This is a genomic window from Actinoplanes sp. KI2 (assembly GCF_025630775.1).
In the GTDB taxonomy this organism is placed as follows: Bacteria; Actinomycetota; Actinomycetes; order Mycobacteriales; family Micromonosporaceae; genus Actinoplanes.
On sequence record NZ_JAOSZE010000030.1, the window covers coordinates 75,881 to 94,814 of the forward strand.

Here is an 18,934-nt window from a genome sequence, read left to right on the forward strand (position 1 = left end):
GGGTTCGGCGGTCCTCAGGAGATATCGGTCAGATCCAGCTCGGCGGCCACGGACCAGCCACCGCCGGGAACCGGCCCGGCCGTGACCGTTCCACCGTAGAGGGCGGCGCGCTCGCGCATGCCCACGACGCCGTGACCTTCCCCGGTGGAGGGTACGGGCGGATCGCCGCCGGGCGGCCCGGTGTCCCGCACGGTGATCCGCAGCCGGCGGCCCTCGGCCCGCAGCTCCAGCCGGATCCGGGTGTGCGGGCCGGCGTGCTTGAGCGCGTTGGTCAGCGCCTCCTGCACGATCCGGTACGCGGCCAGCTGCACGCCCACGTCGAGGGTGTCGACCGCCCCGGTGCTCCGGTACTCGACCTGCGGACCGGCGGCGCGGATCTGCCGGCACAGCGGGTCCAGGTCGGCGATGCCCGGTTGCGGGGCGAGGCTGGGCTCGTCGGTCTGCTCGCGCAGGACGCCGAGCATGCGGCGCAGCTCGGCGAGCGAGTCGCGGCCGGCGTCCCCGATCAGCCGCAGCGCCTCCTTGCCGCGCTCCGGCGAGGTGTCCGACGCGTACGCGCCGCCGTCGGCCAGCGTGATGATCACCGAGAGGCTGTGGCCGAGGATGTCGTGCATCTCGCGGGCGACCCGGGCGCGCTCGTTCGCCGCCGCGAGCCGGCTGCGCTGGTCGCGTTCGATCTCGAGCTGGACGGCCCGCTCACGCAGGACAGCCAGTTGGGCGCGGCGGATCCGGACCGCGAAGCCAAGCGCCACGGCGGCGGTGCCGAAGACGCCGACGACGAAGAGCACGTCCCACACCGACACGTAGCCGGCGAGCCGCAACACGATCACGACCACCGCCGCGGCCAGCCCCGGCACCGCCCAGACCAGGCGATTCAGCCGGCCGTGCAGCACCAGGCTGTAGACCGCGACCAGCACGGCGACGTCGGCGCGCAGCAGGATGCCAGCGGCCCACTCGGCCACGAACACCGCCAGGACGGCGTAGAACGCGGCCAGCGGGGCGCGGCGCCGCCACCAGAGCGGCACGATCAGCGCCAGCTGCAGCAGCAGCATCTGCGCCGTCGGCAGGTGGGTTAGGGTGATCGGCTCGTCCGGATGGCCGTGGTCGTGATGGAGGTCCGGCGCGCCGAACAGCAGGAAGATCACCAGGACCACGGCGGTGTCCAGCGCCCACCGATGCCCCGCGTCCCACTGCCGCAGCCGGCGCCCGGCCCGGAACAACCGGTCCACGACCGGGTGCCCGACCAGTACGCCGGCCGCGTTGTCGTCGCCACTCACGGATTCATCCTGCCGCCTCGTTCAGGCGTCCGAGCGGATCATTCATCGTGCCGCCTTGTTCAGGCGTCCGAGCGGATCATTCATCGTGCCGCCTTGTTCAGGCGTCCGAGCGGATCATTCATCGTGCCGCCTTGTTCAGGCGTCCGAGCGGATCAGCCGGTACGCGGCGCCGCCGAGCGCGAGGGCCGTCCAGCCGAGCAGGACCAGCAGCCCGGTGCCGGACGTCAGCGTCCCCGCGGCGTGGTGCAGGCTGTAGATCGACTCGCCGGCGTTGCTGGGCAGGTACGGCGTGAGGTCGGTCTGCCAGGACTTCGGCAGCAGCGACATCAGGCCGGGCACCAGCAGGAACGTGCCGACCAGCGCGGAGATGCCGCCCGCGGTCGAGCGCAGCAGGGTGCCGAGCGCGACGCCGATGACGCCGACCAGCCCCAGATAGACCCCCACGCCGAGCAGCCCGCGCAGCACGCCGCCGTCGGAGAGGCTCATCGAGTTCGCGGCGCCGGTGAGCACCCCGTTGCTGATCAGGAAGCCGACCACGGCGCCGGCGGCCCCGGTGACGAACGCCAGCACCCCGTACACCGCGGCCTTGGACCAGAGCACCGGCAGGCGGCGCGGTACCGCCGCGAGGGTCGACCGGATCATGCCGGTGGTGTATTCGCCGGAGGCGGTCAGCACGCCCAGGACGCCCAGCGCGATCAGGGCGAACGGCACGCCGAAGAGCGCGAGGCTGTACGACGTGGCGTCGGCGAAGTCCGGGTCCATCGGCCGGCCGGAGTCCAGCATCGACTTGTAGCGGAACGCGGCGATGGTGCCGAAGGCGAGCAGGAACAGCAGCCCGAGGCCGAGCGTGATCCAGGTCGAGCGCAGCGACCACAGCTTGGCCCACTCCGAGCGCAGCACCCGGCGGCCGGTGACCTTGAGTGGGGTGGTGGGCCGCGCGGGTGCGAGGTCGGCGGGCCGGGTGTCGGCGACGATGCTCATGCCGCCCTCGCCGGGGTGCTCTCGGCGTGGTATTCGACCGATTCCTTGGTGAGATCCATGAAGGCCTCCTCGAGCGAGACGGATCTGGCGGTGAGTTCGAACAGTGCGAGGCCGTGCTCGGCCGCCTTGAGCCCGATGGCGCGGGCCGACAGGCCGGTCACGCTCAGCTGCTCCGAGCCGGGCTGCCCGGTGATCTCGACGCCCGGCCCGGCCAGCACCCGGCGCAGCTGCGCGGGGTCGGCGGCGGCCACCACGACGGTGTCGCCGCCGGCCTGCCGGACCAGCTCCCGCACGGTGGTGTCGGCCAGCACCCGGCCCCGGCCGACGACGATCAGATGGTCGGCGACCAGCGCCATCTCGCTCATCAGGTGCGACGAGACGAAGACTGTCCGGCCCTCGGCCGCCAGCCCGGTGAGCAGGTTGCGGATCCACAGCACGCCCTCCGGGTCGAGCCCGTTGACCGGCTCGTCCAGCATGATCGTCTGCGGGTCGCCGAGCAGCGCCGCGGCGATGCCCAGGCGCTGGCCCATGCCGAGCGAGAAGGCGCCGGCCCGCTTGCGGGCCACCGACTGCAAGCCGGTCAGCCCGATCACCTCGGTCACCCGGGACCGCGAGATGCCATGCGTGTACGCGAGGGCCATCAGGTGGTCGAACGCCGAGCGCCCAGGGTGGATCGACCGGGCCTCGAGCAGCGCGCCGACCTCGTGCAGCGGGGCGGCGTGCCGGGCGTACCGCCGGCCGTTCACGGTGACCGTGCCGGCGGTGGGCTCGTCCAGGCCGATGATCATGCGCATCGTCGTTGACTTGCCGGCGCCGTTCGGCCCCAGAAACCCGGTCACCGCCCCCGGCCGAACCGTGAAGTCCACCCCGTCGACGGCGGTCTTGTCGCCGTACCGCTTGGTCAGCTGTCTTGCCTCGATCATCGTTCCCCCCTTGGGCGTCGTGGCTCAAACGCTAGGTGGGGTGGGGCGGCGTTCCGTCGTACCGCGGTCCGATCTTCGGCCCGGGCGTGGTACCGCGGTACTACGGGCCGCCCCGATGAACGGCCAGTGCAGCGGGTCGCCCGCCTGCCTCAGCACCTTGGCGATCCAGGCCGTCGCCTCCGGCACGTCGTAGTTGCCGGCGTGCGGCTGGCGTCCGCCGGCGAGCGCCCCGCCGCCGCTGGTGCCGTTGACCACGATCCGCTCGGCGCTGCCCGGCATCCGCGCATCGTTGAGCCGCAGATAGCGGACCGCGGCCTTGGCGTCGACCACCGCGGCCGGCGCCTTGCCCGGCCAGTCGCCGCCGGCCCCGACCAGCCCGCGGCTGCGGTTGGCGACGTCGACGTAGACGTAGCCGGCCTTGAGCGCGGCACCGACGTTCGAGGTGGAGCTGGCGTACGAGGCGCCGTCGGTGATGCCGGCGCGAATATAGCTGGCCGTCCAGCCCGCGTTGTTGACCGCGAAGTAGATCGGCGCCCGCTGGTTGCCGACGGCCGACGGCGGCACGAAGACGTTCATGCTCTGGTAGCCGCAGGCGGTGTTGCTGATCGTGGTGGTCGTCCCGCCGAAGCCGGGCTGCTGGGCGGCCGCCGCGATCGGCCGGGCATCATCTCTGTCAGTCGGCGAGGGAGCCGCCGCTGACGTTCAGGGCGGTCCCGGTCATCGCCCCGGCGTCGGAAGAGGCGAGGAACACCGCCGCGCCGGCCACCTCGGCGAGCGTGGGCAGCCGTCCGAGCAGGGTCCGTTCGGCCATCATGGCGGTGAACTCCTGCGTCGTGATGCCCAGTGCCTGCGCGTGCAGGCCGAAGACCACGTCGATGGTGCCGGTTTCCGGAATGCCGTCGGGTCGCAGGCACACGACCCGGACCCCGCGTGGGCCGAGCTCGGCGGCAAGGCCCCGGGTCAGCGCCTCGACCCCGGCCCAGGACGGGCCCATGCCGCCGATCAGCGGTGCGGCCATCCGGTTGGGGGCGGCGGTCAGGGTGATGATGACCCCCGAGCCGCGCTGCGCCATGTGCCGTCCGGCCACCTGCGCGGTCAGGAAATGCGACGTCAGGTAGGTGTGGATCGGTGCCGTGAACCGTTCCAGGTCCAGGTCGACCAGTGCGGTCCCCTGCACGCCGGGCTGGGGCAGGCCGATCGCGTTGAACGAGATGTCGATGCCGCCGTGCCGGGCGACCACGTCCGCGGCGTGCTCGCTGATCGCCGCCGCATCCATGGCGTCGACCTGGGCGGCCTCGGCGACCCCTCCGTTGGTGCTGATGTCCTTCGCGACCGCTTCCACGGCGTCAAGGGTGCGGCCGGTGAGGAACACCTTCGCGCCTTCGCGGGCGAAGGCGCGGGCCACCGCAGCGCCGATCGCGCCGCCGGCGCCGTAGATGATCGCTTTGTTGTTGTCGAGTCGCATGTCTGCCTCCGATGTCGGTTGGACGCCGATACAGACCGGGACCGGGCGCGGAATTCGGCAGCGCCGGGTGATGAATTCCGCGGGTCCGGCAGGTCTGTACAGCGAGAGGAGGCTGACCATGCACACCGTCACGATGAACCCGCCGCAGCTGGAGTCCTTCCGCGGTGAGTTGCTGGCCTACTGCTATCGCATGCTCGGCTCGGTGCACGAGGCCCAGGACCTGGTGCAGGAGACCTATCTGCGGGCGTGGCGATCGCGGGACACCTTCCAGGGGCGGGCCTCGGTGCGCACGTACCTGTACCGGATCGCCACCAACGTCTGCCTCACCGCCCTGCAGCAGCGGGCCCGGCGCGCGATGCCCTCCGACCTGAGCGCGTCGGATCAGCAATGGCTGCAGCCGATCCCCGACGCGCTGCTGAGCACCGGCACCGATCCGGCCGACGTCCTTCAGGCACGCACCGGTATCCGGTTCGCGTTCATCGCCGCGTTGCAGCACCTGTCGCCGATCCGGCGAGCCGCGCTGATCCTGCGCGACGTGCTGTCCTGGCCCGCGGCGGAGGTGGCCGAAGCCCTGAACACCACACCAGCGGCCGTGAACAGCGCCCTGTTACGCGCGCGGACGCAGATCGCCCAGGTCGCACCCATTGTCGAAACCGTCGTCGAACCCGCCGAGCCGCATCGGCGTGCGCTTCTCGACCGCTACGTCGCCGCCTTCGCCGACGCCGACATCACCGCACTCGTGCACCTGCTCCGCGCCGACATCGCCGTGGAGATGCCCCCCGAGCCGCAATGGCTGCGCGGGCGTACGGCGGTCGCGCAGTTCTTCGCCGACCACGTGCTGTCCACACCCGGCGAGTTCCGCATGGCCACGACCATGGCGAACGGGCAACCGGCGTTCCTGGCACACCGGCGCGCTCACGACGGCACCTACCGGCCGCACGCGGTACACGTTCTCGCCCTCGACACCTCGGGTGTCGCGCACATCGCCGTGTTCCGCGAGCCCGCCGTCTGTGCGCTGTTCACCCGTTGATCGGCTCGTACGCCTCGCCGTCCGGGCTGGCCACCACGACGGTGTACCCGTCGGGGTCGCGCAGCCAGATCTCACGATGGCCGGGCCCGTTGCCCTGGCCCTCAGGCGGGTTGCGGTGCGGTGGGCGTACCACGGTCGCCTTCAACCGCTCGGCGCGGGCGACGACGCCGTCGAAGTCGGACGTGTCACCGAACCACAGCAGTACGCCGTTCCCGACCTGGCCGCCCGGGTCAGCGACGGGCCCGTGGTGATGCTCGGTCCGGATGTTGTGCAGCTGCAGGACGAGGTGTCCGTCGGCGAGCAGCCGTTCGTACTCGGGGCCGCCGTGGTCGCTGCGCAGGCCGAGCAATTCCTGGTACCAGCGACTGGAGCTTTCCACGTCCGGTACGGCGATCATGGTCTGCGACCGGGTGGTACGGGCGAGCACCACGATGCCGATCCGGTTCCCTGCCGGGTCGTCGACCTCCACGAGCCAGCGCTCCCCGTTGTCGAGCTGGGGCCGGCCGTGCACGGTGCCACCGTTGTCGGCCACTGTCTGAAGGGTGGGCCAGAGGTCGTCGGCGCAGATCCAGAGGACCGGGCCGGCGGAGCCGGCGGGCCTGAGGTCGGTGGTCCACTGCCCGATGATTCCGGGTGCCTCGAAGCTGCCGTGCCCCGGGTCGACGGACCAGCCGAACACGGCCTGGTAGAAGGCTGCCGACCGGGCCACCTCGAGCGCCGGCAGCTGCAGATATCCGACCTGGCCACGCGGTGGCGGGACTCTGCGGTGGATGTCGGGTCGGGTCATGTCGGTCTCCTCCGTCGGTCGGGCCTCGACCCGGACGCCGGGATGTCGGCGACCAGTAGTCGTTGGGCGGTTTGGGCGAACCAGTTCTGGTACCGATCCACGGTCCAGTGGCGGTGCCGGACCAGCCGGTCGAACACCGCCGGCTCCATCAGCAGCCACATGCTGTCCACGGCGTCCTGCCGGGTGAGCTCCTCGCGCAGGTCGGCCTTGCCGGCCAGGGCATCGACGATCCACCCGGCGGTGATCGCCCGCTGCTGGATCATCTGCTCGGTCAGCTCGGCGAGCTCGGGGTCTTTGGCCGACCCTTCGAAGGCGGCCAGGACCAAACCGGCGGAGCGGGCCTGGGCGCCCCCGACCGTCCGCGCCACGATCGCGAGGAGCTCGCCGGCACTGGTGGCCGCGGTGGCCGCGCTGGTCCAGCTCCGGTCGAGCATGGGCACCGCCTCGTCGTCACCGGCGATCGCCACGTCGATCGCCGCCTTGAGCAGCCGCGTCTTGGTGCCGAACAACAGCTCCACCGTCGGCACGGACACGCCTGCCTCGGCCGCGATCGCGCGGATGGTCGCGCCCGCGTACCCACCCGCCACAAACGCCGAGCCGGCGGCCTCGAGGATCCGTCGCCTGGTGCGCCGCGCTCCCTCCTCCCGGCGATTCGATCGGTAAGAGCGGGTCGCTTTGTCTTCGGTAGAGCCCACCGCACCAGAATTTACTATGGCTAACCCATAGTCAATCACGCCACCCGGACACCGCCGGCGGATCAGACCGTGCGGCGCATGACCCAGCGCCACTTTGCGATCTTCCGGACCCGGGTGAAGCCGTATCGCGTATACAGCTCCTCCGGGCCGGTGTGCAGGTAAGCCCCGCGCTGCGGCGGACGCTGCTCGGTCTGCTCGGGATAGGCCTCCACGACACCGCCGCCGGCCTGCCGGATCGCGTCCAGGGCGGCGGCGACCGCGGCGGCGGCGACGCCCTTGCCGCGGTCCTTCGCGTTGGTGAAGATGCAGCCGATGCGCCAGTCCGGCGGGGCGTCGGTCCCCTGCTCGTACGTCCGCCGATTCTTGATGGTGGGAAGCTCCGCCGGCGGCCCGAACTGACACCAGCCGACGCAACGGTCGCCGTCGTAGACGAGCACCTGGTGAACGGTTCCGCCCAGCACGTGCCGGCGCTTCGCCTCGCGGTTCCCCTCCGGGGTGTGCCCCTCGCCGACACCTTCCGGGTGGAAGCCCATGCACCAGCAACCGCCCCACACGCCGTTGTTGGCCTGCACGAGCGTGGCGAAGTCGGCCCAGGTCTCCGGCGTGAGCATCCGGGTCACCAACGTCATCCGTGCAGTATCGCCTAGGTACGCGGGCGCTGCTTCTGCCCGGTTTCCAGCAGACGGATCATCTCGGCGATGCGGACCGGGCGTTGGTCGGGCCGGCGTTTGGTGGCGTCGATCCAGCGCAGGTAGGCGCGGCGGTAGAACTGCGCGAGGGAGTCGAAGAAGGCGCCGGCCTCGGGGCTCGCCGCCAGGGCCGCGGCGATGTCGTCGGACAGGTCGGCGCGTTGCGGACCCTCCGGCGTGATCTCGACGGTGACGCTGTCGCCGGGGGCCAGGCCGCAGTCACGCAACCAGGCCGGGCCGAGGGTGAGGGCGTGGCCGTCCGCGGCGGTGGTGACCGCGCCGCGCACCCGCACACCGTTGACCGTGCCGCCCACCAGATGACGATTCTTGCGTCCCCAGGCGGCGTCCGGGTCGAAGGGCACGGGAACCAGGACCTGACCGCGGGGCGCGGCGATCACCGTGGCGGTGAACTGACGGCTGATCCCTGCCATCGGGTCAGACTACCCACCGGAGACGCGCGACGCGGCGACGGCCGATGATGCCGGATGTCGGTCCACATGGGCGAAAGTCGCTGTCGAACGCTTACCGGGCCGGGATGGCAGCCTATTCTCAATTCGCATCCAGAAGCCGCCCGTCCAGGGGTGCGCGCCGGGTAAGGGGGAACCATGCGGATCGCCGTGCTGGGTGCGGGCTCTTGGGGTACCACGGTCGCGTCCGTGCTCACCCGCCGGGATCACGAGTCGCTGATCTGGGCGCGCAGCCCCGCCGCGGCGGACGAGATCAACGCCAAGCACAGCAACGAGCGTTATCTCCAGGGCTTTCAGCTTCCGGCCCGGCTTCGGGCCACCGCGGATCTCGCCGAGGCGGCGGCCCACGCGGAGTTGCTCGTCGTCGGCGTGCCGACCGGCGCCTTCCGCGACACCCTGGAGCAGGTCCGGCCGGAGCTGCATCCCTGGATCCCGGTGGTGAGCCTGAGCAAGGGCCTGGAGCGCGATTCCCTGCTGCGGATGACCGAAGTGATCAAAGAGGTGCTTCCGGGGCACCCGGCCGCCGCGCTCACCGGTCCCAATATCGCCAAGGAGATCATGTCGGGCATGGCGGCGGCCACGGTGATCGCAACGGAGGATCTCACCGTCGCCGCCGAGATCCAGCGGGTGTTCCGCCGCGGCCTGCTACGCGTGTACACCAACCACGATGTGATCGGCTGCGAGGTCGGTGGGGCGCTGAAGAACGTGGTGGCGATCGCTACCGGCATCGCCCAGGGCCTGGGCGTCGGTGACAACACCCGGGCCGGGGTGATCTCCCGCGGGCTTGCCGAGCTGACCACGCTCGCGGTGGCCATGGGCGGCGAGCCGAACACGCTCGCCGGGCTGGCCGGGATGGGTGACCTGGTGGCGACGTGCATCAGCCCGCACAGCCGCAACCGGCACGTCGGCGAGCAGCTCGGCCGCGGGCGGAGCCTGGAGGACATCCTCGCCGAGATGGGGCAGGTCGCCGAGGGCGTCAAGACCGTGCACGCCGCCGTGCGGCTGGCCGACCATCATGGGTTGGCGATGCCCATCACCCGGACGATCCACCGGGTCATCATCGGCGAGATCACCGCCCAGCGGGCCTACGCCGGCCTGCTGCGCAGCCACCCGGCCGGGCACGAGTCCGAACCGGGGTGACGAAGGCGGGAGCCGTCACGGCAGGGCGTAGTAGTCCTCGGTGATCACCGGGCGGAAGCCGATCGACGTGTAGAGGTGCAGGGCGCGGTCGTTGTCGGTCTCCACTTCCAGGTGGACCGTGGTGGCGCCGTCGGCGCGGGCCGTGCGGCACAGCCGGTGCAGCACGTCGCGCCCGATGCCGCGGCCCTGGTGGTCGGGGTGGATCGCGAAGCCATAGATGCCGGCTCGGTCGCCCTCGGGGTGCAGCCGGGCGGTGCCGATCAACCGGCCGTCGCGTTCGACCACGAGCGTGTGCGGGCCGCTGCCGGCGGCCTCGGGTGGCTCCCAGTCGAATCCCCGGCGCAGGATCTCGAGTACGGCCGGCTGGTCGGCGGGTGCCGCGGCGCGCACGGTGATGCCGGGGTCGGCGGGCACCTCGGCCGGTTCGCCGAGCAGCTCGAGGGCGTGCTCGCTGTGCTCGAGGCTGCCGCCCCGCCGCAGCGCGAGCGATCGGCCCGCGGCCGAGGGCCGGGGCACGATCAGCAGCACCGAGTCGTGCTCGCGCTGCCGGCACAGCTGCTGCCCGGCATCCAGCAGCGCGGTGCCGATCCCCCGCCGCCGCGCGGCGGGGTCGACCATGCCGGCCAGTTCGAGGGTGGGCGCGCTGTGCGCATAGATGCCCAGGAAGCCGAGCAACCGCTCGCCGTCCCACCAGAGGACGTCCTCGACGTCCTGCCCGGAGCGGTTACGCAGCGAGCCCCACTCCAATTTCAGCCGGCCGCCGTCGGCGGCGACCACCCGGCGTTCCAGATCCGCGATGGCGTCGAGGGCCGCCGTGGACAGCCCGGTACTGAGTTCGACCACCATGCCACCCCATCACGCGGGTCAAGCGGATTTCGAAAACGCCCGGGAGGTTCAGCCTGCCTTGGCGTAGACCGCCAGGTAGTCGATTTTCATCTCGCCGCCGGAGACGGTGTCCCCGTTCGGGCCGCCGCCGAACGCGGCCGGGAAGCCGCCGCCCATCGCCAGGTCGAAGATGATGAAGAACCCATGGTCGACGGCCCTGCTCCAGGTGGTGGCGTCCACCCGGGTCTGCCTCAGCGTGAAGTAGTTGCGGCCGTCCAGGTACCAGCGGATCTGCTCCGGCGACACGGAACGGTCGATCTCCACGGCGTACGTGTGGAAGCCGGTCCGGCAGCCGCCGCACGCCTGCTCGCCGCTGCCGAGGCCGGACGACTCGCCGCACGGGCCGCCGGGGTTGACGCCGCAGTGCAGGGTGCCGAAGACCGACGAGCGTCCGTTGACGTCCTCGAGGATGTCCACCTCGCCGATCGCCGGCCAGGTGCCGCCGGCGCGCAGGCCGTTGCCGAGCATCCAGAACGCCGGCCAGTACCCGGCGCCGTTGGACCGGGTGACGTCGGGCTGCCGGATGGACGCCTCCATCCGCACCACGCCGCCCTTGGCCGCGCCGAACGACGCCGACTCGGTCTCGAAGCGACCGGACGTCCAGCCGCTGCCCGGGTCGGAGCCGCTGTGCAGCGCCCGCAGCACCAGGTGACCCTGCCCGTCGTGGAAGACGTTCCTGGTGCTGTCGGTCATCGTCTCGATCTCGCCGGTGCCGAACTTGCTGCCCGGCCCGGTGTCGTACCGGTACCTCGACCGGTTCAGCCCGGTCCCGGCCGCGCCGTCGAACGAGTCGTAGAACGTGGTCGCGAACCCGCCCGGCTTCGTGGTGGTCGCCGGTTTCGCGCGGGCCGCCGGGGACTTCGAGGTTGTGGTGGCGGGCTTGGCCGCGGATGAGTGCGAAGCGGCCGCACGCGCGGACCCGCTCACGGTGACACGCGGCGCCGGAGCGGCGACCGGCGAGCCGTCGTCGCTCCGGCTGACCGCGAACGCGGCGACCGCACCGAGGAGGACGACCACCGCGGCGGCGGCCCCGACGATCGCCGCGCGGGAGACCGGCGCGGCATGCCGCCCACCCGTACCGGGCGGGCTGGGCTCGTCCATGTCTCTCCTCGCGTCGATGGCCGGGCAAAACGTCGATGGCCGGGCAAAGCTAGCCACCGTTGCGGCAAGAACGGCAACCTTCCCGACCGTTTTTCCAAGATCTGCACCGCGCCGGAGAAAACCGTTACGGCTCTTCGTGGGACCGCTTTCCCGCTGCTTAGCAGGGTCTTAAGCAGAAGATCCACGAACCCGGGTTCCGCTCCGCGGGCCGACCCGCTAGCCTGCTGTCAGTTAGGTGAGGCTAACCTTAGGAGGCGGCCTTGGAGGGATCCGTGTCCCCGCATCTGTTCTCGGGGTCCACTCTGGACGCGTACACGTCCGCGGTCTGGCACGCGTCGGCGCTGCTCGCCGACCGGGTCAAGGCGGTGCGGCAGCCGTATTCCGGCGCGTCCGTCGCGGACCTGCGGGACCAGGTCGACGCCGTGGACCTGGACCGCCCGCTGGGCGACACCGGGGCGGCGCTGCACGAGGTCGCCCGGCTGTACCTGGACAACGCCGTCTGGTTCCACGAGCCGACCTACGTGGCCCACCTGAACTGCCCGGTGGCCATCCCCGCGCTCAGCGCCGAGGTGCTGATCGCCGCGGTCAACTCGTCGGTGGACACCTGGGATCAGAGCACGGCGGGCACGCTGATCGAGCAGCGCCTGATCGACTGGACGGCCGGCCGGATCGGCTTCGGCCCGGGCGCGGACGGCGTCTTCACCAGCGGCGGCACCCAGTCCAACCTCCAGGCGCTCCTGCTGGCCAGGGAGGAGACGCGCGGGGGAAAGATCTTCGCGACCGCCGAGAGCCACTTCAGCGTCGGCAAGTCGGCCGGCATCCTCGGCCTGGCGCGCGACGCGGTGGTCGGCGTCGCGACCGACGGCGACGGGCGGATGGATCCGGTCGCGCTGGCCGCCGCCATCGAGGAGGCGGGCGGCGTCCCGATGGCCGTCGTCGCCACCGCCGGCACCACCGACCTCGGCCGGATCGACCCGATCGACGCCATCGCCGACGTCTGCGAACGGCACAACGTCTGGCTGCACGTCGACGCCGCGTACGGCTGTGGCCTGCTGGCCTCGCGGCGCCGCCGGCACCTGCTCGACGGCATCGAGCGGGCCGACTCGGTGACCGTGGACTTCCACAAGAGCTTCTTCCAGCCGGTCAGCTCCAGCGCGATCGTGGTACGCCGGGGCGAGACGCTGCGCCGGATCGCGGTGCACGCCGACTACCTGAATCCGCGCACCGCGACCGTGCCCAACCAGGTGGACAAGAGCCTGCAGACCACCCGGCGGCTGGACGCGCTCAAGCTCTGGATGACGCTGCGCACGCTGGGCTCGGACCGGATCGGCGAGATGTTCGACGCGGTGGTCGACCGGGCCCACGAGGCCTACCTCCACCTGCTCGACGACCCGGATTTCGAGGCGCTGACCGCGCCGACGCTGAGCACGCTGCTGTTCCGTTTCCGACCGGCCGGGCTGAGCGTGACCGACTGCGACGAGCTGATGCCCCGGCTGCGGCAGCGGCTGTTCCACGGCGGCCGGGCGATCGTGGCGGGTACGAAGATCGGCGGCCACTACTGGCTGAAGTTCACCCTGCTCAACCCGAACACCACGATGGACGACCTGCGCGACGTGCTGGACCTGATCCGGGAGATCGGCCGGGACATGACCGGCCCCGCGACAAAAGATCCCGTGGCAAATGCGGCGGTGCTGGCCTGATGCGTACGCACGACTTCGCCGCGATCGGCGTCGGCCCGTTCAACCTCGGGCTCGCCGCGCTCACCGCCGACCTGCCCGGCCTGGACGGTGTCTTCCTCGAGCAGCGCGCCGGCTTCGACTGGCATCCGGGGCTGATGCTCGACGGTGTGACGATCCAGGTCCCGTTCCTCGCCGACCTGGTCACGATGGCCGACCCGACCTCGCGCTTCTCCTTCCTCAACTACCTCAAGCAGGCCGGCCGGCTGTATCCGTTCTACATCCGGGAGAGCTTCTATCCGCTGCGCGCCGAGTACAACGCGTACTGCAAGTGGGTCGCGGCCCAACTGCCCGCCATCCGGTGGGGTGCCCGGGTGGAGACGATCACCCACGACGGCGACCACTACGAGGTGCACACACCGGGCGAGACTTTCCGCGTACGCAAGCTGGTGTTGGGAATTGGCACTTCGCCCCGGGTTCCGGCGGTGGTGGACCAGGGGCCCTACGTGCACAGCGCCGACTATCTGCCGAACAAGCGGCGGCTGCAGGCCCTCGACTCGATCACCGTGGTGGGCAGCGGGCAGAGCGCCGCGGAGATCTACCACGACCTGCTCGGCGAGATCGAGACGTACGGGTACCACCTGTCCTGGCTGACCCGGTCGCCGCGGTTCTTCCCGATGGAGTACACCAAGCTGACCCTGGAGATGACCTCGCCGGAGTACATCCGGTACCACCACGGCCTGCCGCTGCGCACCCGCGACCGGCTCGGCCGCGAGCAGCGCAACCTCTACAAGGGAATCAGCGGCAACCTGGTCGACGCCATCTACGAGACGCTCTACACCAAGAGCCTGGCCGGTCCGGTGCCGACCACCCTCTTGACCGGCGCCGAGCTGGAAGGGGTGATCTGGGACGAAGAGAAGTACACGCTGGCGCTGCACCACGCCGAACAGGGCCGCTCGTTCACCGCCACCACCCAGGGCCTGGTGCTGGCCACCGGGTACGCGCCGCGGGTGCCGGCCTTCCTCGACCCGGTGCGCGACCGGATCCGGTGGGACGAACGCGGGCGCTTCGACGTCGCCGTCGACTACTCCGTCGATCACCAAGGCACCGAGATCTTCGTGCAGAACGCGGAGGAGCACACGCACAGCCTGACCGCCCCCGACCTGGGTATGGGCGCCTACCGCAACTCAGTGATCATCAAGGCGCTTACCGGTCGCGAGGTCTACCCGATCGAGGACCGGATCGCGTTCCAGCAGTTCGGCGCGCCGACCGCCGACCTTTCCCGGGCCCTGGTGACCTCATGAGACTCGTACCGCTGGATCTTGATCGCGACCTGGACCGGCTGCACGCGTGGGTGACCCACCCGCGCTCGCATTTCTGGGGCCTGCAAGGAGCAACCCCTTCCCGGGTACGGGAGGAGTACGCCCGAATCGCCGCCAACCCGCATCACCACGCGTGGCTCGGTCGCGACATCGATGGCACTCCCCTGTTCCTGGCCGAAACCTACGACCCCGCACACAGCGACCTGGCCGAGCACTATCCGGTGCAGCCCGGGGATCTCGGCATGCACGTGCTGGTCGCGCCGCCCACCACGCCGCGGTCCGGGGTGACCTCGGCGGTGATGCGCGCGGTGCTGGACTTCTGCTTCGCCGACCCGCGGATCGAGCGGGTGGTGGTCGAGCCGGACGTGCGCAACGCGGCGATCGCCCGGAAGAACGCCGAGGTGGGCTTCGTCGAGGAGCGGCAGATCCGGCTGGCCGGCAAGGTGGCCCGGCTCAGCTTCTGCACCCGCGGCGGGTACGAGATGAGCACGCCGCACCTGAACCCGGCCGCGATCGAGTACGCGCACCGCAGGCTGATCGCCAAGGCCCTCGCCGAGTTCCGCCACGAGCGATTGATCTCGTTCCGGGAGGAGGGCGACGGCTTCCGGTTCGGGGAGATCACGTTCCGGGCCCGGCGGTTCGCGATGGAGCACTGGGTGGTCGACCCGGACTCGCTGCGCGGCCCGCTGGACGCGCTGGACCTGATCACCGGGATGCGGGAGTCCCTCGGCATCCCGGAGAAGCTGCTCGGCACGTACCTCGAGGAGATCTCGGCGACGCTGGCCGGCACCGCCTGGAAGCACCACCACCGGCGGGAGACCGCCGAGGAGCTGGTGCACGCCGACTTCCCGACGATCGAGGCGGCGATGACCGAGGGCCACCCCGGCTTCGTCGCCAACAACGGGCGGATCGGCTTCGGGCTGCGCGACCACGAGACGTACGCACCGGAGGCCGGTCGGCCGGTGCGGCTGCGGTGGGTGGCTCTTTTGCGCAGCGAAAGCCTCTTCGTGTCGTCCCAGCCGGAAGTGGATCACTATCTGGCCGAGCTGGGCGCCGAGACGCTCGACCGGTTCGAGCGGCGGTTGCGGGACCTGGGGCTGGACCCGGCCGACTACCGATATCTGCCGGTGCACCCGTGGCAGTGGGAGCACAAGATCGCCGTCACCTTCGCGCCGGACGTGGCCCGGCGGGCGATCGTGCCGCTCGGCGAGGGTCCGGACCGGTACCGGGCGCAGCAGTCGATCCGGACCTTCTTCAACGTGGACCGGCCGACGCGGCACTATGTGAAGACCGCGATCGCCGTGCAGAACATGGGGTTCCTGCGCGGGTTGTCGCCCAGGTACATGCGGGCCACGCCGCCGATCAACGAGTGGGTGGCCGGACTGGTCGAGGGCGACGACGAGCTGCGGGACTGCGGCTTCGGGGTGCTGCGGGAGCTGGCGTCGATCGGGTACACCGGGGACGCGTACCACCGGGGCGGGACGCCCTCGGCGTACACGAAAATGCTCGCCGCTCTTTGGCGCGAAAGCCCGGTGCCCAGGCTCGCCCCGGGTGAGCGACTGGCCACCATGGCCAGCCTGCTGCACCGGGACCGGCACGGGGACGCGCTGGTCACCGCCCTGATCAAGGCGTCCAGGGTGGCGCCGGCCGAGTGGGTCGCCGCCTACCTGCGCGCGTATCTGCGGCCGATCGTCCACTGCCTGCTGGCGCACGACCTGGCGTTCATGCCGCACGGCGAGAACCTGATCCTCGTGCTGGCGGACCACGTGCCACGCCGGGTGTTCATGAAGGACATCGGCGAGGAGGTGGCGGTGATGAACGACCAGCCGCTGCCGCCCGAGGTGGAGCGGATCCGGATCGACGTCACCGACGAGATCAAGGAGCTCGCGCTGTTCACCGACGTGTTCGACGGGTTCCTGCGGCACCTCGCCGGGATCCTCGACATCGACGGGGTGCTGCCGTCGCGGGAATTTTGGGGGCTGGTGGGCGACTGCGTGCGCGGGCACGCCGAGGACCACCCGTCCCTGGCCGGGCGGCTCGACCTCGTCCGGCCCACCTTCCGGCACTCCTGCCTGAACCGGCTGCAGCTGCGCAACACGCTGCAGATGGTGGACCTCACCGACCAGGCCGGCTCGCTCATCTTCGCCGGTGAGCTGGACAACCCGATCGCCCGCACCCCATGAGCGTGCGACGGGACGCGTACGGGATCCCGCACCTGCGGGCCGGCTCGGTCGACGAGCTGGCCTACCTGCAGGGGCGGGTGACCGCCGAGGACCGTGGGCAGCAGATCGAGGTTGAACGGCGCCGCTCCGAGGGGCTGCTGGCTGAGATCGCCGGTCCCCCCGAGCTGCCATGGGATCGTTTTGCTCGGCGGGTCCGGCTCGACGACACCGCCCGGCGCTGCTTCGACACGCTCGACACCGGGACGAAGAGCTGGCTGCGGGCGTACACCGAAGGAGTCCGGGCCGGCGGCGTCGAGTGGCAGCCGTGGTCGTCGCTCGGCGTCTTCCAGGTGCAGCACATCCTGTTCGGCACGTTCCCGACCAAGATGTGGCGCGCGCACGTCGAGCGCACGCTCGGCCCGTCCGCCTGCGACTGGTTCGCGATCGAGGGGCCGTCCGCCTCGGGCAGCAACGCCTGGGCGGTGCCCGGCCTGATCGCCGGCGACCCGCACCGGCTGCTCGAACTGCCCGGGGTCTACCAGCAGATCCGGCTGGAGTGCCCGGAGTTCGACGTGGCCGGGCTGACCTTCCCGGGCGTGCCCGGCGTGCAGCACTTCGGGCACGCCGGCGGGGTGGCCTGGGCGGTCACCAACGCGATGGCCGACTACCAGGACCTCTACCGCGAACAGCTGCGGCGGACCGAGACCGGCGTCGAAGCCCTGGGTCCCTCCGGCTGGGAGCCTGCCTTCCGGTCCTCGGAAACCATCCCGGTACGCGGTGCTGCCCCGGTGGTCGTGGAGATCGTCGAGACCGCCCGGGGCCCGATCATCGACGGCAACCTGAGCCTGCGCACCCCCGCGCGCGCCGCCTCCGATCTGGGCTTCGGCGCTCTGTTGCCGCTGCTGCGCGCGAAGACCGCCGACGACGTGGCCGACGCCCTGGCCGGCTGGGTCGAGCCGGTCAACAGCGTCCTGGTCGCCGACTCCACCGGCCGGGTGCTGCAGCTGGCGGCCGGCCGGGTGCCGGTCCGCGACGACCGCAACCGGCGCGTGCCGGTCCCGGCCTGGAAGTCCCGGCACGCGTGGCGGGACGGCTGGGCGCCGATGGCCCGCACCGAGGTGACCAGCGCCGTCAACGCCAACGACCGGCGCCCCGACACCGCACCGCACGGCGTCGACTTCTCGCCACCGGGCCGGGCCCGGCGGATCCGCGAGCTGCTGGACTCCGGCGCCTCGCCGGAGCGCATCCAGATGGACACGGCGATGCCCGCCGACACTCTCTCCTCCGGGCGCCAGAGTGCGCTGGCGCGTGCCCTGTGCGAGCTGCCGGCACTCGCGCCGCTGTTCTCGCCTTCCCGCCACGACCCGCTGTTCGCGCCCTGGACCGACCCGCGCGTCCGAATCGGGCTGTCCGTCGACGGCGTGCTGGCCGGGCTCGGGCTGGACCCGTCCGACCTGGTGCCGGAGCCGGGGCCGGCGTCGCGGTGGGGCGCCCGGCACCGGCTGCATCCGATCGTGCTGCCCGGCCTGACCGCCTCGGTTCCGCGCGTCGAACTGTCCGGCTCGACCGATTCGGTGCTGTGCACGGCGAGCATCCCCGGCGTCAGCGACGAGTGCTGGCGCGGCCCGGTCGCCCGCTACGTCTGGGACCTCACCGACCGCCGGCGCAGCCGCTGGATCGTGCCGTTCGGCGCCTCCGGCTCGCCCGGCTCCGCGCACTTCCTCGACCAGTTGCCGCACTGGTCGGCCGGCTCGCTGATCCCCGTCTTCGAGGAGCAAACCATGATTGTGTACGCCGAGAAACTGCCCGGCCTGGGCGAGCTGACCCTGGTCCCGCTCGACCCGGCGGCCCACGCTTCCCTGGTGCACGGCTGGGTGATCCGGCCGCGCAACCGGTTCTGGGGCATGGGCGACCACACGGTCGACCAGGTGCGGGAGATCTACGAGTTCGTCGACGGCCTGCCGACCCACCACGCGTTCCTGATCCGGATCGACGAGGCGCCGATCGGCATCTTCCAGACGTACGAGCCGGCCCACGACCCGATCGCCGAGTGTTACGACGTACGGCCGGGCGACTTCGGCATCCACCTCATGCTCGACGGTGGCGACCTGGTCCTGCCGCACCTGAGCACGGTCGCCATCCCGGCCCTGATCCGGTACGCGTTCGAGGACCCGGCCCACCTCCGGCTGGTCGCCGAGCCCGACATCCGCAACGAGAAGGCGATCAGCCGGTTCCAGCGGCACGGCTTCGAGCTCGGATCGGAGATCGACCTCGGGCACAAGCGGGCCCGTCTGGGGTTCCTGACCCGCTCCTAGTCACGCCCGGCGGCGCGTG

At 71.4% G+C, this 18,934-nt stretch carries 17 protein-coding genes; 6 read left to right on the top strand and 11 right to left on the bottom strand.

Annotated features, from left to right (window positions below):
* Nucleotides 1-14: 14 nt before the first annotated feature.
* The 5 genes from ODJ79_RS29570 to ODJ79_RS29590 all read right to left on the bottom strand — a co-directional run bounded on the left by ODJ79_RS29570 (nucleotide 15) and on the right by ODJ79_RS29590 (nucleotide 4,646).
* Nucleotides 15-1,277 (bottom strand): sensor histidine kinase, encoded by a 1,263-nt coding sequence (locus ODJ79_RS29570; RefSeq protein WP_263026887.1) that lies wholly within the window; start codon nucleotides 1,275-1,277, stop codon nucleotides 15-17.
* A 135-nt stretch (nucleotides 1,278-1,412) separates the two neighbouring features.
* Nucleotides 1,413-2,258: an ABC transporter permease gene (locus ODJ79_RS29575; RefSeq protein ID WP_263026888.1), complete on the bottom strand. Its 846-nt coding sequence runs from the start codon at nucleotides 2,256-2,258 to the stop codon at nucleotides 1,413-1,415.
* The gene (locus ODJ79_RS29580) at nucleotides 2,255-3,181 is read right to left on the bottom strand and encodes an ABC transporter ATP-binding protein (protein WP_263026889.1); all 927 of its coding nucleotides are present in this window, start codon (nucleotides 3,179-3,181) and stop codon (nucleotides 2,255-2,257) included. The genes ODJ79_RS29575 and ODJ79_RS29580 overlap by 4 nt, the downstream gene beginning before the upstream one ends.
* A 24-nt stretch (nucleotides 3,182-3,205) precedes the next feature.
* Complete coding sequence (locus ODJ79_RS29585) at nucleotides 3,206-3,757, bottom strand: hypothetical protein (protein ID WP_263026890.1); 552 nt, start codon at nucleotides 3,755-3,757, stop codon at nucleotides 3,206-3,208.
* 97 nt (nucleotides 3,758-3,854) lie between these two features.
* The gene (locus tag ODJ79_RS29590; protein WP_263026891.1) at nucleotides 3,855-4,646 is read right to left on the bottom strand and encodes an SDR family NAD(P)-dependent oxidoreductase; all 792 of its coding nucleotides are present in this window, start codon (nucleotides 4,644-4,646) and stop codon (nucleotides 3,855-3,857) included.
* Between the two features lie 118 nt (nucleotides 4,647-4,764).
* On the opposite strand from ODJ79_RS29590, the gene ODJ79_RS29595 reads away from it, so the two are divergent.
* A complete protein-coding gene (locus tag ODJ79_RS29595) occupies nucleotides 4,765-5,676 on the top strand; it encodes an RNA polymerase subunit sigma-70 (RefSeq protein WP_263026892.1) in 912 nt (303 codons plus the stop codon).
* On the opposite strand, the gene ODJ79_RS29600 is transcribed toward ODJ79_RS29595, so the two are convergent.
* Genes ODJ79_RS29600 through ODJ79_RS29615 form a run of 4 tightly spaced genes read right to left on the bottom strand, consistent with a single transcriptional unit; the run spans nucleotide 5,666 to nucleotide 8,278 of the window.
* Nucleotides 5,666-6,463: a VOC family protein gene (locus ODJ79_RS29600; protein ID WP_263026893.1), complete on the bottom strand. Its 798-nt coding sequence runs from the start codon at nucleotides 6,461-6,463 to the stop codon at nucleotides 5,666-5,668. The two genes, ODJ79_RS29595 and ODJ79_RS29600, sit on opposite strands and share 11 nt — an antisense overlap.
* Complete coding sequence (locus ODJ79_RS29605; RefSeq protein WP_317620713.1) at nucleotides 6,460-7,251, bottom strand: helix-turn-helix domain-containing protein; 792 nt, start codon at nucleotides 7,249-7,251, stop codon at nucleotides 6,460-6,462. The genes ODJ79_RS29600 and ODJ79_RS29605 overlap by 4 nt, the downstream gene beginning before the upstream one ends.
* A complete protein-coding gene (locus tag ODJ79_RS29610) occupies nucleotides 7,221-7,787 on the bottom strand; it encodes a GNAT family N-acetyltransferase (protein WP_263026895.1) in 567 nt (188 codons plus the stop codon). The genes ODJ79_RS29605 and ODJ79_RS29610 overlap by 31 nt, the downstream gene beginning before the upstream one ends.
* A gap of 14 nt (nucleotides 7,788-7,801) precedes the next feature.
* Nucleotides 7,802-8,278 (bottom strand): YdeI/OmpD-associated family protein, encoded by a 477-nt coding sequence (locus ODJ79_RS29615; protein ID WP_263026896.1) that lies wholly within the window; start codon nucleotides 8,276-8,278, stop codon nucleotides 7,802-7,804.
* A 174-nt stretch (nucleotides 8,279-8,452) separates the two neighbouring features.
* Here ODJ79_RS29615 and ODJ79_RS29620 point away from each other — a divergent pair, with 174 nt between their 5' ends.
* Nucleotides 8,453-9,454, top strand: a complete 1,002-nt coding sequence (locus ODJ79_RS29620; protein WP_263026897.1) for an NAD(P)H-dependent glycerol-3-phosphate dehydrogenase — start codon at nucleotides 8,453-8,455, stop codon at nucleotides 9,452-9,454.
* Between the two features lie 15 nt (nucleotides 9,455-9,469).
* Here the strand turns inward: ODJ79_RS29620 and ODJ79_RS29625 are convergent, their stop codons facing one another.
* Nucleotides 9,470-10,300 (bottom strand): GNAT family N-acetyltransferase, encoded by an 831-nt coding sequence (locus ODJ79_RS29625; RefSeq protein WP_263026898.1) that lies wholly within the window; start codon nucleotides 10,298-10,300, stop codon nucleotides 9,470-9,472.
* Nucleotides 10,301-10,348: 48 nt separating this feature from the next.
* Nucleotides 10,349-11,440 carry a glycoside hydrolase family 16 protein gene (locus ODJ79_RS29630; RefSeq protein ID WP_263026899.1) on the bottom strand — a complete coding sequence of 364 codons (1,092 nt, stop codon included), beginning with the start codon at nucleotides 11,438-11,440 and terminating at the stop codon, nucleotides 10,349-10,351.
* Between the two features lie 272 nt (nucleotides 11,441-11,712).
* On the opposite strand from ODJ79_RS29630, the gene ODJ79_RS29635 reads away from it, so the two are divergent.
* The 4 genes from ODJ79_RS29635 to ODJ79_RS29655 are packed head-to-tail and all read left to right on the top strand — an operon-like array spanning nucleotide 11,713 to nucleotide 18,915.
* Nucleotides 11,713-13,140 carry a pyridoxal phosphate-dependent decarboxylase family protein gene (locus ODJ79_RS29635; protein ID WP_263026900.1) on the top strand — a complete coding sequence of 476 codons (1,428 nt, stop codon included), beginning with the start codon at nucleotides 11,713-11,715 and terminating at the stop codon, nucleotides 13,138-13,140.
* Complete coding sequence (locus ODJ79_RS29640) at nucleotides 13,140-14,420, top strand: lysine N(6)-hydroxylase/L-ornithine N(5)-oxygenase family protein (RefSeq protein ID WP_263026901.1); 1,281 nt, start codon at nucleotides 13,140-13,142, stop codon at nucleotides 14,418-14,420. Before ODJ79_RS29635 ends, ODJ79_RS29640 begins: the two co-directional genes overlap by 1 nt.
* Nucleotides 14,417-16,621, top strand: coding sequence for a GNAT family N-acetyltransferase (locus ODJ79_RS29650; protein ID WP_317620714.1), 2,205 nt, complete (start codon nucleotides 14,417-14,419; stop codon nucleotides 16,619-16,621). Before ODJ79_RS29640 ends, ODJ79_RS29650 begins: the two co-directional genes overlap by 4 nt.
* A complete protein-coding gene (locus ODJ79_RS29655) occupies nucleotides 16,618-18,915 on the top strand; it encodes a GNAT family N-acetyltransferase (RefSeq protein ID WP_263026902.1) in 2,298 nt (765 codons plus the stop codon). The genes ODJ79_RS29650 and ODJ79_RS29655 overlap by 4 nt, the downstream gene beginning before the upstream one ends.
* The last annotated feature ends 19 nt before the right edge of the window (nucleotides 18,916-18,934 follow it).

Bases quoted from the DNA above. Each gene is read 5' to 3' on its own strand.
- ODJ79_RS29610 (WP_263026895.1), bottom strand. From the start codon at position 7,787: ATGACGTTGGTGACCCGGATGCTCACGCCGGAGACCTGGGCCGACTTC.
- ODJ79_RS29600 (WP_263026893.1), bottom strand. From the start codon at position 6,463: ATGACCCGACCCGACATCCACCGCAGAGTCCCGCCACCGCGTGGCCAG.
- ODJ79_RS29590 (WP_263026891.1), bottom strand. From the start codon at position 4,646: ATGCGACTCGACAACAACAAAGCGATCATCTACGGCGCCGGCGGCGCG.
- ODJ79_RS29580 (WP_263026889.1), bottom strand. From the start codon at position 3,181: ATGATCGAGGCAAGACAGCTGACCAAGCGGTACGGCGACAAGACCGCC.
- ODJ79_RS29575 (WP_263026888.1), bottom strand. From the start codon at position 2,258: ATGAGCATCGTCGCCGACACCCGGCCCGCCGACCTCGCACCCGCGCGG.
- ODJ79_RS29585 (WP_263026890.1), bottom strand. From the start codon at position 3,757: ATGAACGTCTTCGTGCCGCCGTCGGCCGTCGGCAACCAGCGGGCGCCG.
- ODJ79_RS29655 (WP_263026902.1), top strand. From the start codon at position 16,618: ATGAGCGTGCGACGGGACGCGTACGGGATCCCGCACCTGCGGGCCGGC.
- ODJ79_RS29620 (WP_263026897.1), top strand. From the start codon at position 8,453: ATGCGGATCGCCGTGCTGGGTGCGGGCTCTTGGGGTACCACGGTCGCG.
- ODJ79_RS29630 (WP_263026899.1), bottom strand. From the start codon at position 11,440: ATGGACGAGCCCAGCCCGCCCGGTACGGGTGGGCGGCATGCCGCGCCG.
- ODJ79_RS29595 (WP_263026892.1), top strand. From the start codon at position 4,765: ATGCACACCGTCACGATGAACCCGCCGCAGCTGGAGTCCTTCCGCGGT.
- ODJ79_RS29650 (WP_317620714.1), top strand. From the start codon at position 14,417: ATGAGACTCGTACCGCTGGATCTTGATCGCGACCTGGACCGGCTGCAC.
- ODJ79_RS29640 (WP_263026901.1), top strand. From the start codon at position 13,140: ATGCGTACGCACGACTTCGCCGCGATCGGCGTCGGCCCGTTCAACCTC.
- ODJ79_RS29625 (WP_263026898.1), bottom strand. From the start codon at position 10,300: ATGGTGGTCGAACTCAGTACCGGGCTGTCCACGGCGGCCCTCGACGCC.
- ODJ79_RS29615 (WP_263026896.1), bottom strand. From the start codon at position 8,278: ATGGCAGGGATCAGCCGTCAGTTCACCGCCACGGTGATCGCCGCGCCC.